This is a genomic window from Aquisphaera insulae (assembly GCF_011064615.1).
In the GTDB taxonomy this organism is placed as follows: Bacteria; Planctomycetota; Planctomycetia; order Isosphaerales; family Isosphaeraceae; genus Aquisphaera; species Aquisphaera insulae.
Map to the genome: position 1 here is coordinate 1 of NZ_JAALJH010000022.1, position 16,327 is coordinate 16,327.

Annotated in this window: 14 protein-coding genes; 6 read left to right on the forward strand and 8 right to left on the reverse strand. The window is 67.2% G+C overall.

Annotated features, from left to right (window positions below; all coding sequences use genetic code 11):
- Positions 1 to 156: 156 nt before the first annotated feature.
- Positions 157 to 441, forward strand: coding sequence for a carbon storage regulator (locus tag G6O54_RS38830; protein WP_165226284.1), 285 nt, complete (start codon positions 157 to 159; stop codon positions 439 to 441).
- Here the strand turns inward: G6O54_RS38830 and G6O54_RS14100 are convergent.
- The 7 genes from G6O54_RS14100 to G6O54_RS14130 all read right to left on the reverse strand — a co-directional run bounded on the left by G6O54_RS14100 (position 405) and on the right by G6O54_RS14130 (position 9,652).
- Positions 405 to 1,112 (reverse strand): winged helix-turn-helix domain-containing protein, encoded by a 708-nt coding sequence (locus G6O54_RS14100; RefSeq protein ID WP_165226285.1) that lies wholly within the window; start codon positions 1,110 to 1,112, stop codon positions 405 to 407. The genes G6O54_RS38830 and G6O54_RS14100 overlap by 37 nt on opposite strands.
- Before the next feature lie 156 nt (positions 1,113 to 1,268).
- Positions 1,269 to 2,396, reverse strand: a complete 1,128-nt coding sequence (locus tag G6O54_RS14105) for a carboxylate-amine ligase (RefSeq protein ID WP_165226286.1) — start codon at positions 2,394 to 2,396, stop codon at positions 1,269 to 1,271.
- A complete protein-coding gene (locus tag G6O54_RS14110) occupies positions 2,393 to 3,598 on the reverse strand; it encodes a M20 metallopeptidase family protein (protein ID WP_165226287.1) in 1,206 nt (401 codons plus the stop codon). The genes G6O54_RS14105 and G6O54_RS14110 overlap by 4 nt, the downstream gene beginning before the upstream one ends.
- Positions 3,599 to 3,690: 92 nt before the next feature.
- Positions 3,691 to 4,029, reverse strand: coding sequence for a hypothetical protein (locus tag G6O54_RS14115; RefSeq protein ID WP_165226288.1), 339 nt, complete (start codon positions 4,027 to 4,029; stop codon positions 3,691 to 3,693).
- Between the two features lie 404 nt (positions 4,030 to 4,433).
- Positions 4,434 to 6,788 (reverse strand): arylsulfatase, encoded by a 2,355-nt coding sequence (locus G6O54_RS14120; RefSeq protein WP_205678784.1) that lies wholly within the window; start codon positions 6,786 to 6,788, stop codon positions 4,434 to 4,436.
- Positions 6,789 to 6,864: 76 nt separating this feature from the next.
- Positions 6,865 to 7,902, reverse strand: a complete 1,038-nt coding sequence (locus G6O54_RS14125; RefSeq protein WP_250846884.1) for a DUF1559 domain-containing protein — start codon at positions 7,900 to 7,902, stop codon at positions 6,865 to 6,867.
- A 412-nt stretch (positions 7,903 to 8,314) separates the two neighbouring features.
- Positions 8,315 to 9,652 (reverse strand): hypothetical protein, encoded by a 1,338-nt coding sequence (locus G6O54_RS14130; protein ID WP_165226290.1) that lies wholly within the window; start codon positions 9,650 to 9,652, stop codon positions 8,315 to 8,317.
- Positions 9,653 to 10,117: 465 nt separating this feature from the next.
- On the opposite strand from G6O54_RS14130, the gene G6O54_RS14135 reads away from it, so the two are divergent.
- The 3 genes from G6O54_RS14135 to G6O54_RS14145 all read left to right on the forward strand — a co-directional run bounded on the left by G6O54_RS14135 (position 10,118) and on the right by G6O54_RS14145 (position 12,923).
- Positions 10,118 to 10,333: a hypothetical protein gene (locus G6O54_RS14135; RefSeq protein ID WP_165226291.1), complete on the forward strand. Its 216-nt coding sequence runs from the start codon at positions 10,118 to 10,120 to the stop codon at positions 10,331 to 10,333.
- Positions 10,334 to 10,444: 111 nt separating this feature from the next.
- Positions 10,445 to 11,503, forward strand: coding sequence for a DUF1559 domain-containing protein (locus G6O54_RS14140; RefSeq protein ID WP_250846885.1), 1,059 nt, complete (start codon positions 10,445 to 10,447; stop codon positions 11,501 to 11,503).
- A gap of 151 nt (positions 11,504 to 11,654) precedes the next feature.
- Positions 11,655 to 12,923, forward strand: a complete 1,269-nt coding sequence (locus tag G6O54_RS14145) for a peroxiredoxin family protein (protein WP_165226292.1) — start codon at positions 11,655 to 11,657, stop codon at positions 12,921 to 12,923.
- Between the two features lie 335 nt (positions 12,924 to 13,258).
- Here the strand turns inward: G6O54_RS14145 and G6O54_RS14150 are convergent, their stop codons facing one another.
- Positions 13,259 to 13,720: a hypothetical protein gene (locus tag G6O54_RS14150; protein ID WP_165226293.1), complete on the reverse strand. Its 462-nt coding sequence runs from the start codon at positions 13,718 to 13,720 to the stop codon at positions 13,259 to 13,261.
- A 664-nt stretch (positions 13,721 to 14,384) separates the two neighbouring features.
- Between G6O54_RS14150 and G6O54_RS14155 the strand changes: the two genes are divergently transcribed.
- Together G6O54_RS14155 and G6O54_RS14160 are read left to right on the forward strand one after the other, a co-directional pair.
- Positions 14,385 to 14,996, forward strand: a complete 612-nt coding sequence (locus G6O54_RS14155; RefSeq protein WP_165226294.1) for a cysteine dioxygenase — start codon at positions 14,385 to 14,387, stop codon at positions 14,994 to 14,996.
- Positions 14,984 to 16,327, forward strand: a complete 1,344-nt coding sequence (locus G6O54_RS14160; protein ID WP_165226295.1) for an FAD/NAD(P)-binding protein — start codon at positions 14,984 to 14,986, stop codon at positions 16,325 to 16,327. Before G6O54_RS14155 ends, G6O54_RS14160 begins: the two co-directional genes overlap by 13 nt.

Below are 16,327 nucleotides of genomic sequence, written 5' to 3' on the forward strand. Positions count from 1 at the left end.
GGGGAATCGCCGAGGTCGCGGGGGGACGCGGTCTGGTTCTGATTCGGGCTCCTCGCCCTCGCACCTTTCCGGGTGCCCTCGCCCCTACCTCGAAGTATGACCTAGTGTTCTGGCAGAGGGACTCACCGAACCAAGGAGCGAGCGAGGACGAAAGACATGCTGGTTCTGACCCGTAAGCTGATGGAGAGGCTCTACATCGGAGACGACATCTGCGTGACCGTCGTCCGGCTGGAGGGGGGGCAGGTCCGACTCGGGATCGAGGCGCCCCGGTCGGTCAACGTGGTCCGCGCGGAGCTCGTGCCGGAGCGGGACGGCACTCGACCTCACCTCCAGGAGATGCGGGCGGATGCGGCCGCGACGGGCCCCCGGGCGGGTCGACAGGCCGCACCACTCCGCCCCTTCGCTCAGGCGCCGACCAGGCGAGGCTCGTGGAACCGATAGCCGACCCCGCGGACGGTCTCGATGAGCTCGCCGGCCTCACCGAGCTTCTTCCTCAGACTGCGGATGTGCACGTCGATCGTCCGCTCCAGGACGATCGCATCCTCGCCGATGGCCGCGTCCATCAGCTCATAGCGGCTGAAGGCGCGGCCGGCCTGGCGGAGCAGCACTTCGAGGAGACGGAACTCGGTCGGCGTGAGCGGCAGCTCCTGATCGCGGTAGAGGGCCCGGTGGCTGTTCCGGTCGATGACCACGCCCTGGCCCTCCAGCACGGTGCCGGCGGGCAGCTCTTCCTGCGATTGGGCCCGCCGCAGCTCCTTCTTGATCCGCTGGATCAGGACCTTCATGCTGTAGGGCTTGGTCACGTAGTCGTCCGCGCCGGTGGCGAAACCGACGAGCTGGTCGGTTTCCTCCGCCTTGGCGGTGACCATGATGATCGGGATGTCGCGCGTCCGCGAGCCCATCCTCAGCTCGCGGCAGACCTCCAGGCCCGGCTTGAGCGGCAGCATCAGGTCCAGCACGATCAGGTCCGGAAGCTTCAACTGGGCCTGGCGGAGGCCTTCCTGGCCGTCGTGCGCCAGGATGACCTCGAAACCTTCGCGCTCCAGGTTCACCGCGAGGACCTCGACCAGCGTCCGCTCGTCCTCGATCACCAGAATCTTGGGCTTGGGCATGGTAGCCTTACCATTCTCAGTTCGGAGAGGCGAAATCTCGCGTCGATCTCCGGTCCATTCTAGGAGATCCGGTGACTCACGAATGAAGGAATCGTGAAGAAGCCGTGAAGGCGTCCCCGGCGACGGGGTCGTTCGGGCCATCCGGGAGCGGCCCCGTCACGTTGAGCTCGAAAGTCGGCTCATGGCGACCATCCGCCGGACGACCTCGGCCAGGTCGTTCGTCTGCCGGTAGGTCTCGAGCTGTCGGACGGACCCGGTCGGCTCGTCGGCCAGCTCGCGGGCGAGCTCGAGGTGGGCGAGGCAGCCGAGGTCCCGGGCCCGGTCCCTGAGCCGGTCGACGAGCTCATGGATGGTCCGGCGGACGGGCACGACGCGGAAGGAGCGGGGATCGACGAGGTGCGCATTCATCCCGTACCGGGCCGCCCGCCACTTGTTCTGGCGGACGAGGAACGGGTGGCAATCGGACTGGTAGATCCCGCGGTCGATCTCCTCGGACAGCTCCTCGACGAGGCACTGCACCAGGGCCGTCAGGCCCAGGGCATGGCGAAGCGTCGGCGGCATGTCGCAGATCCGCACCTCCACCGTGCCGAAGTTGTGGTGCGGCCGGACGTCCCACCAGATCTCGCGGATCGTCGTGATGAACCCGGTCTCGACCATGTGGTTCAGGAGCCAGGTGTACTCGCTCCAGTTCCGCATCAGCGGGGGCAGCCCGGAGGTCGGCAGGGTCTCCATCACCTTGCTGCGATGCGAGTGCAGGCCCGTGTCCCGCCCCTGCCAGAACGGGCTGTTCGCCGACAGGGCCAGCAGGACCGGGAGGTAGGGGAGGATCCGGTCGCAGATCATGATGGCCTTGTCGCCGGAGTCCAGCCCCACGTGGACGTGGAGCCCAAACGTGATCAGCCGGCGGGCCGTCTCCTGGAGCAGGTCCACCAGCCCGAGATATCGCTCCGTCGGGGTGACCTCCTGCGCCTGCCAGGGAGAGAACGGATGCGTGCCGCTCCAGAAGAGTGCCATGCCGCGATCGACGGCCAGCCGTTCGATGGCGGCGATCTTGACCGCCAGGTCGTGGCCGACCTCGTCCACGTCACGGCAGATGCCCGTGTTGATCTCGACGTAACACTGGAAGAGCTCCGGCTTCACCGAGCCTTCAAGGCCCGGGGGGAGCGCCTCCAGGATGGACGTCGCGCCGCTCCGTAGCGCCATGGTCCCCGCATCGACGAGGTTCAGCTCGAGCTCGACGCCGAGCGTCGGGCCGTCGCTCCTGGCGAACACGTATGGGCTCACGATCGGTGGCTCCGCGACGCGTCCGAGAGCAGGACCGTGCCGTGCGCCAGGACCCTGGCCCCCAGCGCAAGGGCCCGCTCGTCGATGTCGAAGTGAGGGGAATGCAGGAACGGAGAAGCCCGGTCCGGGTCGCCGACACCGAGCCGCAGCAGGCACCCCGGCGCATGCTTCAGATAGCCGGAGAAATCCTCGCCGCCCATGCTCGGCAGGGGGATCTCCTCGAGGTTCGCCGGCCCGACGATCTCGCCGGCGGCCCGGACGCACGTGCGAGTCACCTCGGGATCATTCACGACCGCGTCGGTCCCCCGCCGCAGCTCCACCTCGATCAGGGCGCCGCTGGCCTCCGTCAGGCCGAAGGCAATCTGCTTGATCCGCTCGCCAACCCGCCGCGCCGAGGTCTCGCCGAGCGTCCGGATCGTCCCCTTGAGGAGGACGTACTCCGGGATGATGTTCGGGCTGGTCCCCCCCTGGATCGACCCGAAGGTGACGACCACCGGATCCCGCGAATCGACCGATCGAGGCACGAACTGGTAGACGCTCGTGATGAACTGGCTGGCGACGCCGATGGGGTCGATCGACTGATGCGGACGCGCCGCGTGCCCCCCCATGCCCTGGATCACGACCTGGAGCTCCTGGCAGAAGGCCGTGAGGACGCCCGCGCGGTAGGCGACCTTGCCGACGGCCGTGGCCGGGTCGACGTGCACCGCGATGACCGAGGAAACCCCGTTCATCGCCCCGGCCGCCACCATCTCGTGGGCCCCGACGCCGATCTCCTCCGCCGGCTGGAAGATCGCCCGCCAGGGGATGGGGCCGGGCAGGCTGTCCCGACACTCCCAAAGCGCCATCGCCGTCCCCAGTGCCATGGCGGCGTGGGCGTCGTGCCCGCAGGCGTGCGTGATGCCCTCGCGTGACGAGCGATAGGGCGTCTCCTTCGCGTCCTGGATCCTCAGGGCGTCGATGTCGGCGCGGAAGGCGACGAGGCTGTGCCCATCCGCCGGAGGCGGGCCCGCCACGAGGCCCCGGCCCGAGGGTGCGATCCGGACGGGGATCCCGGCCTTCTCCAGCCGGCCGGCGAGGAACCGCGTCGTCTGGTATTCCTCCTTGCTCGGCTCCGGGTGGGCGTGCAGATGTCGCCTCACGTCGCGGATCTCGTCCGCGTGATCGTTGATCCACCCGTCGATTGCCTGCCGCCAGTCCGACATCGTCTCGTGTGCCCTCCCCGTCCCGGAAGCCCCGCGTCCCAGGCAGCCAATTCTAAGTGGAGGCAGGACGGACGGGGAAGCCGGGGCCGTCGTCACCGGTCGAGCTCGGGGTCCCAGAGCGGGTCGCTCGGCCCGGGTCCCCCTCGGCCATGAACGCTCGTCGTGCGATCCCTGCTGGATCCTTCCGCGAGCCAGGCCGTCAGCCGGACGGCCAGTCGCAGGAGGAGATACCCCACCACGACCGAGGTCGCCATCACGATCCCATCCCGGATCCAGACCGGCAGGACCTCCGACCGCGGCAGTAACCAGGGCACGAAAGGGCTACAAAGGATCATCGTTAGACCGAAGACCGGGATGATCGCGGTGAGGATGGCGACTCCGAGGCGCGCCAGGGCACGCTCCCAGGCAAACCCGGGCGTGAGGTTGCTCATGACGGCAAGGCCTCGCTCGCGATGACACCGGCGTTCATGATCGAAATGTTAGCTCGTCGCCGAACGCGGCGATACCGCCCCACCCTCTCGTCCGACTGAATCCGAGGCGATCGGTCAGAGTACGGGAAGCCGGCGGGGAGCCAGCCAGGAGCCTCGGGGTCGCTGCCGAAGCTTTCAACTCAGCGGCGGCGGGCGATGGCGGCGGAGGGAGTGGTCTCCGAGGATATGACCGTCTCGCTCGAAGTCCTTCCTCGAAGATGGCCCGTGCCGGCGAGGCGGGAAGGACGGCGGGGAGGTGATGAGGGAGCGGTGACGGGGCGGGCCGGGATGCGAGGGCCTCCGGATTGGGTCGCCTCGCCCTCCCGTCCGCCCCGCCCTCTACCGGCCGGGGTGGTGGGAGCGGATCATTGACTCTCCGTGGCCCGGACGGTGGATGCCGGCTCGACGCGCTCGCCGAGCTCGACCTGGACCTTACCCAGGGCGCCCGGGGCGAAGGCGAAGTCCCCCCTGGCGGCGTAGGCGTCGCTCACGGGCGAATAGGCGTCGCGGCCGACGTCCAAGCCTTCCCAGGTCAGGACGCGGGTCGTGGGCGACTTGCGGACCTTGCCCTCGCCGACCTTCTTGCCATTGACCGTCAGCACGGCCGTCCCCTCGGTCACGCTGGAAGGGACATACTCGAGGCGGATCGACTGCTTGCCCGCCGCCAGGTCGAGCGGCTCCCCCGACGAGATGACGGAGTGGCTGCGGCCGAGGTCGTTGAAGTCGAAGACGAGCTTCCCCTCCTTCACGTAGAGGACATAACCGCCGTTGGTGGCGCCCTGGGCGAGGATCACGCCCTCCACGGCCTTGCCCCCCCCATCGATTTCGGTCGCCACCGAGAACCGCCGGTTGAGGATGTCCGGCGAGGCCTCGGCCGGGATGTGCTCCTGCCCGGGGTAGAACGTGTACGACTTGCGCTGGGAGGGGTGCCCCGGTTGGAGCTGGGGCTTCGCCGCTCGCCGCTCCGGCCCGCGCCACGAGATGTCCTGGAGGGGCAGCACGCCATAGCGCTCGGCGTCTCGCCACCAGAGCGACTTGAGCTTGGTGAGGATGTCGGGGTGCGCGGCGGCCACGTCCCTGGTCTCGGAGAAGTCCTCGTCGAGACGGAACAGCTCCCAGCGGTCGTCGTCGTAGCTGGTGTTCGGGCGATGCACGGCGACGGCCTTCCAGCCGTTGTGCCAGAGGGCCCGCTGGCCGCCGAACTCGAAATACTGCGTGTCGCGGGCGGCGGGGGCACTCGGGTCCTTGAAGCTGGCCGCGATGCTGGCCCCCTCCAGGGGCTTCTGGGGCACGCCGTTGAAGACCTTCGGGGCCTGGATGCCGGCCAGGTCCAGCACGGTCGGCGTGATATCGATCACGTCGACGAACTGGGAGCGGACGGCCCCCTTCTGGGAGATCCCGCGGGGCCAGTGGATGATCAGCGGTTCGTTGACCCCGCCGCCGCGGATCGAGCCCTTGTAATTGGGGAACGGGGTGTTGCCCGCCTGGGCCCAGCCTTGGGGGTAATCCTCGAACGAATGCTCGGTGCCGATGTCGTCGAGCCGCTTGACCAGTTCGGCGGCGTGGTCGCGGAGGCCGTTCATGTCGGCCACCCAGTTGAGGGTGCCGTCGAGGCCGCCGCCGGGGCTGGCGCCATTGTCGGCGCTGACCACGATGATCGTGTTCTCCAGCCGGTCGTGGGCCCGCAGGGCCTCGATCAGCCGGCCGACCTGCTCGTCGGTGTGCTCGACGAATCCGGCATAGGCCGCCTGAAGCCGCACGAAGAGCCGTTTCTCGTCGGCACTCAGGCTATCCCACGGCTTGATGCCCGTGTTGGGAGGGGCGAGTTCGGTGCTCGAGGGGACGATCCCGAGCTGCTTCTGGCGGGCCAGCCGGTCCGCTCGGGTCCGGTCCCATCCCTTCTCGAAGACCGGGACGTACTTCTCGATGTAGGGACGCGGGACCTGGTGGGGAGAATGAGTCGCGCCCAGCGCCAGGTAGAGGAAGAAGGGCTTGTCGGGGCCGGAGGCGACATGGCTCTTGAGCGTGCCGATCGCCTGGTCCACCAGGTCCTCGGTCAGGTGATAGCCGGGCTTCGACGGCGGGTCGATCCGGGTATTGTCCCGGACGAGTTCGGGGTGATACTGGTCCGTCATGCCGTTGAGGAAGCCGTAATAACGGTCGAACCCGCGCTGGAGCGGCCAGTTCTCGAACGGCCCGATGGGGGACGTGTTCCGGGGCGGCACCAGATGCCACTTCCCAAAGGCGTAGGTGTTGTATCCCGAGGCCCGGAGCAGCTCGGCCACCGTCGCCGCGGCCCGCGTGACCTGGCCCCGGCCGTTGGGGAAGCCGTTCTCGGAATTGGCCACCGTGTTGAGGCCGACCGAATGGGCGTTCCGGCCGGTCAGGAGGGCGGCTCGCGTGGGGGAGCAGACGGCACGCGAGTGGTAGTTGTTGTACCGGAGCCCGGATGCCGCCAGCCCGTCGATGTGCGGCGTCCGGATCTCCGACCCGTACGACCCGAGGTCCGAGAACCCGAAGTCGTCGAGGAGGATATAGACCACGTTGGGCGCCCCCTCCCTTGGCCGGACGGGGGGCGGGTAATAGGGCTTCGATTCGCCCAGGGTCTTGCCGATGACCCCTTTGAAATCCTCATCCTGGGCGGCCACCGATCCGGCGCCCAGGCCGAGGATCGCCGTCGCGAGGGCCCCGAGTCGGACCCGCCTACGGATACGCATCATGTTCATCGCTGCAACCCTTTCGTTCGTGAATGTGGGAGAGTCTCCGCCCGTTCGACCGAGCTCCCTTCGTGCCCGGTCAGAATCCATCCGCGGAGATGACCTCGCCGCCGCCGGTGCTGCCGAGGGCCCACCAGGTCGGCGCCGCGACCGAACCCTTGATGAACCGGACGGAGCCGTCGGCCATCAGGACGTTGACGCCGCCGGGATGCCGGCTCGATGCCGTCGTCGCCGTCGCCCCGTTGTTCGTCGCGCTGATGAGATTGACGGCATTGTTCACGTTGTAGACGCAACTCTTGGAGTTCGGCGGCAAGATGTGCGTGTAGCGGGTGGCCTGGTACCAGCCGGTCGCCCAGGTGCGTCCCCCGTAGGAGTTCTGCTTGTCGTCGCCGGTCAGGCCCGTCGTGTTGAGCGCATTGCAGGCCTGGTACAGGTCCAGCTTGCTCGCGCCCGCGGGCGTCACCGCGAACCAGTCGCCGGGGACGGAGACCGTGCTCGCCGAGCCGTCTCCCAGCAGGGCCTCGGAGAACAGTGCGGTGTTGCTGGTCCCGTCGGTGATCCGGGCGATCTTGACCGTCTGGTAGGCGATGAAGGGGCCATTGTTCTGCTCGGTCGTGAAGGTCGCGTTCAGCGCACCGGTGTCGTTGCCGCCGTTGCCGCGGTAATTCGTCCGCGAGTAGCCGACCGCATTGGCCGAGTTCGAGGCGTCGGTCATCCGATCCGTGTCCGACGGGCAGAGGAAGGTGTTGATCTGAGTGTAGAGGGCCGTATAGCTCTCCTGCGCGACGATCCCGAACGAGAAGTTGATCGTGTTGTACAGGCTCCCTTGTTCCAGGAAGCTCAGGATGCGGGCGTGCTGCCCCCAGGTATTGCCCGCCACCTGGTAGGTGAAGCAGGCGGTGGGGAACGTATCGTACGTCGAATGATAGTTGTGCGCGGCCAACCCGAGCTGCTTCAGGTTGTTCGTGCACTGGATCCGCCTCGCCGCCTCCCGAGCGGATTGGACCGCGGGGAGCAGCAGGGCGATGAGAACGGCGATGATCGCGATGACCACCAGCAGCTCGATGAGCGTGAACGCGGCCCGCTGGTGGCGGGCGATGATGGTGCGACTCTCCACGGTAGGTCCTCGCATTCGATGGGGAAAAGCCCCGGTGCGTGATCGACCGAGGCCCCCCGGAAACCGGCGCGCACGACGATCATCTCCCTCGACCGCCACCGCGGCGGCGGGGTGCCGCTGACGCCATTCCCTCGAGTTGCCTCTACTGTCGACTCCGATTCATGCCGAGCCGACAGGGCTGGGTCAACCCGAATATCTATAAATTCTATAGGATTACTATGAAATGCGGCCGGCTCGGTGGAATGGGCTTCGCCCTGGGGCGACCTGGTGCTTTGTGAGAGCTGATTTTCGGATTGCAGCAGGACAGGCAGGAATGCCTGTCCTCCGAAATCTCCAACACACCTGGGCTTAAACCTGGGGGACAGACATTCCTGTCTGTCCTGAAACCCGAATTCTGAGTGATGACGGAGCACTATTTCCCGACGAGGGCGAGTTTCCAGGCCGGGGGTAGGCCGGGCTTCGTGGCCACCAGGATCTCGAGAATGGCGCGCCGGTCGACTCGGGTCAGGTGGGCGAACGTCGGGCTGTCGTCGACGCCCGTGAGCACCTCGAGGAGCCTCCGCTGGACGTAGTCCTTCGACGGCGCGGGCAGGGCGTCGAACGCCTTGGAGTAGATCAGGTAGCTGCAAGGGTACTTGAAGATCCTCCGGGTCAGGTCGAAGTCTCGCAGCGACCGCCCTCGACCGTCCCTGGGACCTCGGTCGGAGAATTCCCTGGCGAATCCCGAATCGCCGACGACCGGGCCGGTGAGCGGCGCCTCTCCGGCGAAGAGGAGATAGCGGACCAGCTCCTCCGACGGGTCATCGATTCGCTTTCGAGCCTCCGACGACAGGGAAGACGGCCCGCGGCCCGCGGCCGCCTCGGCATGCAGCGCCAGGCGCGTCTCGTAGTTGGCCCGGGTGATCAGGTTGTGCAGCGGCACCTGGTGATCCAGCACGAGATGGGCGACCACGTCGCTGTGCCTGGCCGCGTATTCGTCGAGCGGGAAGCGGGAGGAGAGGTCGAACGCATCACCGCCGGCCGCGGCCCCGACCGGCCCCCCCGCCGGCTTGTCGACGATGAGGTTCCCCAGGTGCGGCTGGCGAACCTGCGATCCGGTCACGTACCAGCCACCCCACCGCTCCGAGAGGGGGCTGCGGTGGTCGGTGTCGTACGTCGGAGTCTTCGGGGCCTGGTTCCCCTTGTCGTTCGTGACGATCGATCGGATGAGCACCCCCGGGACGCCTCGAGTCCTCGGTGCGACGTGGCACTGGATGCAGTCGAGCTCCGTCCGCGCGAATCCCGGGGCCTCCTCGCGTTGCTGGCCCACCGTGTAGAAGATGGCACCCTGATTGGCGTCGAACGAGACGATCTCCAGGAAGTCGCCGCCGTTGATCCAGCCCACGTACACGTCGTCGTTGAAGTAGAGGGCCCGAGGCGTCTTCGGCGAGACCTTGCGGAACTGGAGGCTGGTCCGCGAATACACGAGGACCTGCGACGACAGCGGCACGTCCAGCTCGGCGAGGACCGACCGGAGATAGCCGTTGGGGGCCTCGAACCGGAGCCGCCTCTCGCCTCGATCGATACGCTCCTGGAGCTTCGCCACCGGGTCCTCGGGCTTGTCGACGTAGTAGCGGATCGGCTCCTCCTGGAAGGGGATGAACTGGGCGCGAGCCGGCGCCACGCCCGCCCCCAGGCCGATGAGCAGGGTGAGGCCGATCCGCGCCGCCGCCCCGCCCGGACCCCCCGCGTATGCATTTACGGTCGACATTGTGGAACATATCCTCAATTGAAGGCGAAATATCGCGTCCGCCCACGCGGCGAGGACGGCATGTGCCGGTTTCCCCATCGCAGGCCCCTGTCTGTGCCCTGCCCAGGGCGTCGCCGGGTGGAATCTCTACTATGTCTATCTAATCGATATGAAACACGTCAAGTCTGGAGCCGAATTCTTGTTGGGGCCGGATCATCGTCATAAACGCATTAAGGAAAACAGTTTGAGGCTCGATTTCGATTGTCAACCTGTTCGGTCAACATGTAAAAAAACGAGAAGTTGAATGATCCGACTTGACATTGTCTATTGAGTCTATAGGCTTTATATGCTTTCGCCGGTCGCGACCGAGCAACTCGATCAGAGCGCCACGATTTCAAGCGATCACGCTTTCAATCTTTGGTTGTCATCTCGTTCGCGAACGCGGACGGGGTGGGGCGGAGGAAGGGGGGGCTGCGGATGGTGCTTATGCGGCGGAAACACGTGTTGAGCTGGGCGGGGCTGGCCGTTTCGATCGCGGCGGGGGGCTGCGGCACCTCGACGGGCGGGGCGCTTCCCCCGTCCCACGCCCTGGTCGCGGAGGCCGACCCGATACCTTCCAAGCCGGCCTCCCGAGCGGGCGCCAGGGCCCGAGGGCCTCAGGCTCGGCCGGCCCAGTTCCTCGATCCGAGATTGGGCAAGTAGCGAGGCGGGCGGCTGCGGTTCCATGCGACCGATGCGTGATGGCTCGACGACGGGCCGCCGGTCGCTCCGCGCCCCGTTCGGATGGCCTCCACTCTCAGGAGACTCCCTGACATGGATAGACGCATGCGGCTCATGCCGCTCGGTCGCGGCTTCACGCTGATCGAGCTGCTGGTGGTGATCGCGATCATCGCCGTCCTCATCGCCCTCCTGTTGCCGGCCGTGCAGTCGGCCCGCGAGGCGGCCCGACGAGCGCAATGCACCAACAACCTGAAGCAGATCGGCCTGGCGGCCCACAACTACCTGAGCACGCACAACACGCTGCCGGTGGGCGGTTATTTCAACTGGGCGGGGCTCCAGACGACCTGGGAGAAGGGGGCGATCGTCGGGCTTTCCCAGTTCATCGAGCAGGGCAACGTGTACAACGCGTACAACAGCAACCTCCGATACACCGACGCGTCGAATCTCACGGTCCTGGCGGCGAAGATCAACACGCTCTACTGCCCGAGCGACGCCAAGATCGGAGATCCCCCCGCGATCAATTACCCGCCCCTCTTCGTGAATTTCCTGGTGGGACGCACCAGCTACCGCGGCGTGGCGGGCCCCTGGAATAACCCACCGATCGGCCCCAATCCCGCGACCGAGCCCAATTACCCGGCCTTCAAGGCCAACGCGCTGGGGGTGATCCACCTCTACAGCAACACCTCGATCGCCTCGATCACCGACGGGACGAGCAATACGTTCCTGTTCGGCGAGGGAGCGTTCGGCCGGCTCAACGACTCCGACCAGGCGGGATTCCACTGGTGGATGGCCGGCAACTACGGCGACACCATCCAGAACACGATGTATCCGCCCAACCCGAAGCGTACCGACATCGACGACCTCTACAAGAACTACAGCTACCCCGAGTCCACCTTCCTCATGTCGGCGTCGAGCTACCACCCCGGCGGCGTCAATTTCGCGTTCTGCGACGGGTCGGTGCGGTTCGTGAAGGATTCGATCAACTCGTGGCCCCTGGACCGGGCCAACCAGGATGCACCGATCAACGTGGTGCAGACCGTCCTCAGCCCGCCCTATGCGACCTTCGCCCTCAAGCCGGGGACGAGCTTCGGCGTCTACCAGGCCCTCTCGACGAAGGCCGGCGGCGAGGTCATCAGCTCGGACGCGTACTGACATGATACCGGCACCCCTCACCGGCGTGCGGGGTCCGAGCCCGCGCGTCCCGGACACGATAGATGCCCGTTCGCGACCCAGCCTCGCCGGTTATCCGGGCCCGACGGATCCCGGCCGGTCGAGGCGACGAGACCAAATAGAAGGAATTCGAATGATGAAGCGACTCCTCACCTCTCTGGCCGTGGTCGCGACCTCGGCCCTTGCCCAGGCGGGCCCGATCGACGGCTCCTGGGCGGCGAAGACCACCATCGGCAAGGCCGAGCTCCCGTTCCGGGTCGAGCTCTCTGGGGAGGGCGACCACTTCAAGGGGACTCTCTACGACGGGGAGGTGCCGGTGACCTCCACGAGCGGGAAGCTCGATGGGGACAGGTTCGTCCTGAATTTCGACCACTTCCTGGGCAAGCTCGAAGGCCGCTTCAAGGACGGTCGGATCGAGGGAATCTACCGGAACACCGCCCGCGAGGACCTGCCCACGCTCGCCTTCACGGCCGAACGTCCGACCCCCCGCCGTCCCGCGGATCCGAAGGTCGTCCCCTCGATCGACGGCCTCTGGGAGATCCCCAATGAGAGCGCCAAGGGCGAGAAGGCCTGGCGGCTGATCATCCACCAGAAGGGCGACGAGGCGACGGCCTCGATCCTCCGGATCGACGGCGACACCGGGGCCCTCACCGGCCACTACCAGGACGGCAAGTTCGTCCTCGGCATCTTCGCCGGACCGAAGGCCCTCCGCCTGGACGTGGAGCCCGCCAAGGACGGGTCGCTCAACCTCACCCTGCACAGCCCCTACGCGAAGTTCCTGACCAAGAGCGGGGAGTACGACAAGACCTACCTCCACTACGTGGCCCATCGGCCGGCCGATGCGAGGGCCAAGGGCCTCCCGCGGCCGAGCGACCCGCTCAAGCACACCACGGTCCGCAACGAGAGCGAGCCGTTCCGGTTCCGGTTCCCGGACGTCGACGGCAAGCTCTACTCGAACGACGACCCGCGGTTCCGCGGCAAGGTCGTGGTCGCGGTCGTCACCGGCACCTGGTGCCCGAACTGCCACGACGAGGCCCAGTTCCTCGTCGAGCTCCACAAGAAGTATCGCGACCGCGGGCTTGAGGTCGTCGCCCTGGACTTCGAGGAGGAGGAGCAGCAGGAGCAGGGCTACAAGCGCGTCCGCTCGTTCGTCAAGAAGTACGGCGTCGAGTATCCCTACCTGATCGCCGGCACGCCGCTGGAGATGTGGACGAAGGTCCCGCAGGCGGTGAACCTCAACACCTGGCCCGCCACGTTCTTCGTCGGCCGCGACGGGCTCGTGAAGCAGATCCACGCCGGCTTCGCCAGCCCCGCGAGCGCCGAGTTCAACCTCGAGCTCAAGAAGGAGTTCACCGAGACCGTCGAGCGTCTGCTGGCCCAGGCACGCACGGCCTCGCGTTGAAGCCGCCCACGGAAGGCGCGTTCCTCGAATCCCAGAGCCTGACACCCAACGGGCCAGCCCCGCGGAATCCCCGCGGGCCTGGCCTTCCTGACTTGATCCCGCGAGCAGCTTCACGGTGGATTCCGGCGCGACCAGCCCCGTATGGTCGCCCGCGAATTCCGCCCCATCCACCTTTGACGTCCCGCCGCCTCCAGGGGCCGGGGGAACCCCCGCGGCCGGCCGACCGGAGGCTCCGGGAACGATCCGGCCGGGTCGCATAACGGAAAACGGACCTGCCCCGATCGTCTGATCGGGGCAGGTCCGAAATCCGCGGCCGGATGGACCGGATGGAGACCTCAGCAGCCGCAGCAGACCGGCATGCCGTTCATGCAGATGCAGCAGACGCAGCCGGCGTCGCACATCGCCGTCATGCAATCGCAGCAGGCCTGGATCATCTTGCAGCAGGCCTCGTCGCCGCTGGTGCAGGTGATGCAGACGCCGTCTTCGGTCATCTCGCACTTGCACATGCCCATCATCATGTTACAGCAGCACATCATCATGCCGTTCATCATCATGCAGCAGGAGCACATCCCGCCGGCCATCATGGTGCAGAGGTTCTGCATCATGGTGGCGGACATCTTGTCCTCGCTCGTGCAGATCATCTTCATCCCGCCCTTGCACTTCTCCATCTTGATCGTGCAGCGGGGGACCATCATCATTTGCGGGGCGTTCGGCATCGCGGCCGCGCCGCCCATCGTGCCCTGGGGCATGCCCGACATACCCATGCCCGTCCGCTCCATCATCATGGCGGTCGTCATCGTGGTTTCTCCTGTCCTTCGTGTTTTTGCTGGTCGTCTTCGCCCTACCCGACGAGGGCCGATTATCCACGGAAAATGTGACGAAGCAAGGAAAAAATAAAAGATCTTTGATGTAACACGACCAATCTGATCGGAATGGTCGTGTTGTCCGCCGGCCTCCGGGCATGACCAGGCCGGAGCAGACGTTTCGGGCTCGTCGAGGGGCAAAGTTCGTGGTCCCCCGGCCGCGAGGCTGAGCCATGGCGGATCTAAACCATCGCGGTAACATGAGTTTTGCAAATAAGAGGGTTCGCCACGGAGCATGTTGTAACCGTTCGACGGTGTGACGCGCCGGCCGGTGGCCGATCGCCCACGCGTCGAGCGATCCACGCCGGGAAACCGCCCGAGCAGGCCGGGCGGGTGAACCGCTCCCGCGAGCCCGGAGAGCGGTCCGCGAGAACCCCCGCCGAATGGGCCCTGGCAAGCCCTGCGCCCGGCGCACGGAGGCCGTCCCGATCGCCGATCGCTCACCGCCCGAAAGTAAATCCCACCAATTCAGTGGGAATTCCTCTAGCCGAATTTCTCGATCCACGATAGAGAGTAACAGAACCTATCCGGTCGAGATCCTGGACCGCCTCGTCGCGGGCATTCCCCTCTGCCGCGACCGAGCTATAGGGGGCAATCCATGGAAGGGCTCAAGCGGCTCGAGAAATTGCTCCAGCTCTGGGATGCGCGCGAGGAAGCGATCCCGCTGGCGGAGCTGAAACGTGGCCTCGCCGGGTTGAACCTCGAGGCCGAGGACATCGCCGACGCGATCGGATTCGACGAACGGGCTTACCGGCGCGCGACCGTCCATTCGCGTCCGCATTACGAGATGTTCGTCATGTGCTGGCGGAGCGGGCAGGCCAGTCCGATCCATGATCATGCCGGATCATCGTGTGTCGTCCTGGTGGTATCCGGCGAGGCGACGGAGACTCGCTACCGGCGGGTGCCCAGTGGCCAGCTCGCGCCGGTCCGCGCGGCGGCCTCCGGCGCGGGGACTGTGATCGGCTGCCACGGCGACTGCACCCATCAGCTTGCGAATCTCCAGGCACCCGGCGAGGACCTTGTCACCGTCCACGTCTACTCGCCTCCGCCGTCCGGATGGCGCTATCACTCGCTCGACGAGACGACCCTGGCGGCCAATGACCACCTGATCCGGGACCGGCCGGTGACGGTCCGAGCTGATCTGGGGCATCCGGCCGCCCGCCCGATCGCCCCGGCCGGCCTCTCGCGGAGGAAGTCATGCAAGGACTGACGGTAGCGATCGTCGGCGGCGGCTTCAGCGGTACGATGGTGGCCGTCCACCTGGCGAAGGCCGGCGGCGTACGCGTCGTCCTCGCCGAAAAGGGCGATCGCCTGGCCAGGGGGGCGGCCTACGGGTCGCGTTGTGAGGCGCACCTGCTCAACGTCGCCGCTGGCCTGATGAGCGCGCTCCCGGACGAGCCGACGCATTTCCTCGACTGGCTGCGGCGGAGGGATTCGGAGGCCGGCGCGGACACGTTCGCGCCGCGCATGGTCTACGGAGACTACCTGCAAGGGCTCCTCGACGAGGCTCGACAGTCCGGCCGCGTGGAGCCGATTCGCGATCAGATCACCGACCTCGAGCTCGGCGATCGGGTCGCGCTTCGAACCGCGGCCGGCCGCACCATCGTGGCCGACCGGGTGGTCCTGGCCCTGGGCAACCCGCCGCCGGCAGACCCCGCTGGGATCGCCGTCGCGGCGGGCCTGAGGGGCTATGTGCGCGACCCATGGACTCCCGGCGCCCTTGACGACCTGGCCCCGGATGAGCCCATCGGCCTCATCGGCACCGGCCTCACGGCCGTCGATTTCGTCGTCGAGGCCAGGGCGAGGGGACATCGCGGCCCGATCGTGGCGATCTCGCGGCATGGGTTCCTGCCCCAGGCTCATCGCCCGTCCGCGGGGCCGCCGCGACCGCACGTCCTCTCCGCCGGCCGTCCCGTCACGGCCCGGGCACTCCTGAGGACGGTTCGCGTCGAGGCTCGTCAGTGTCAATCCGAGGGTGGTGACTGGCGCTCCGTGATCGACGGGATCCGGCCCGTGGCCCAGGATGTATGGGGGGCGCTCGAGGGGGCCGAGCGCGAGCGATTCCTCCGCCACCTCGCTTCACGCTGGGATGTCCACCGGCATCGGATCGCCCCCAGGATTGCGGCGTTGCTCGAGTCGGCGACGCGCTCCGGTCAGCTCAGGGTGATCGCTGGTCGCGTCGAATCGATCGAGCCGGCCGGCGCGTCCGTGGCCGTCCGTGTCCGCCGTCGTGACCGGTCCGATCCCCAGGTCCTCACCTTCGGCCGCCTGGTCAACTGCACGGGCCCCTCGCGTGACATCCGCGACTCGGCCTCACCGCTGATCCGCTCGCTCATCGCCCGCGGTATCGCGCGGCCCGGGCCGCTGGCGCTGGGCCTGGAAGCCCGGCCGTCCGGGGCGCTCATCGGCCCCGATGGGGCCACGAACGATCGACTCTTCGCGATCGGCCCCCTCCTGAAAGAGAGGCTGTGGGAAACGACGGCCGTCCGCGAGCTTCGGGTCCAGGCCCGCGACCTGGCGGCCCACCTGACCCGGGGCTAG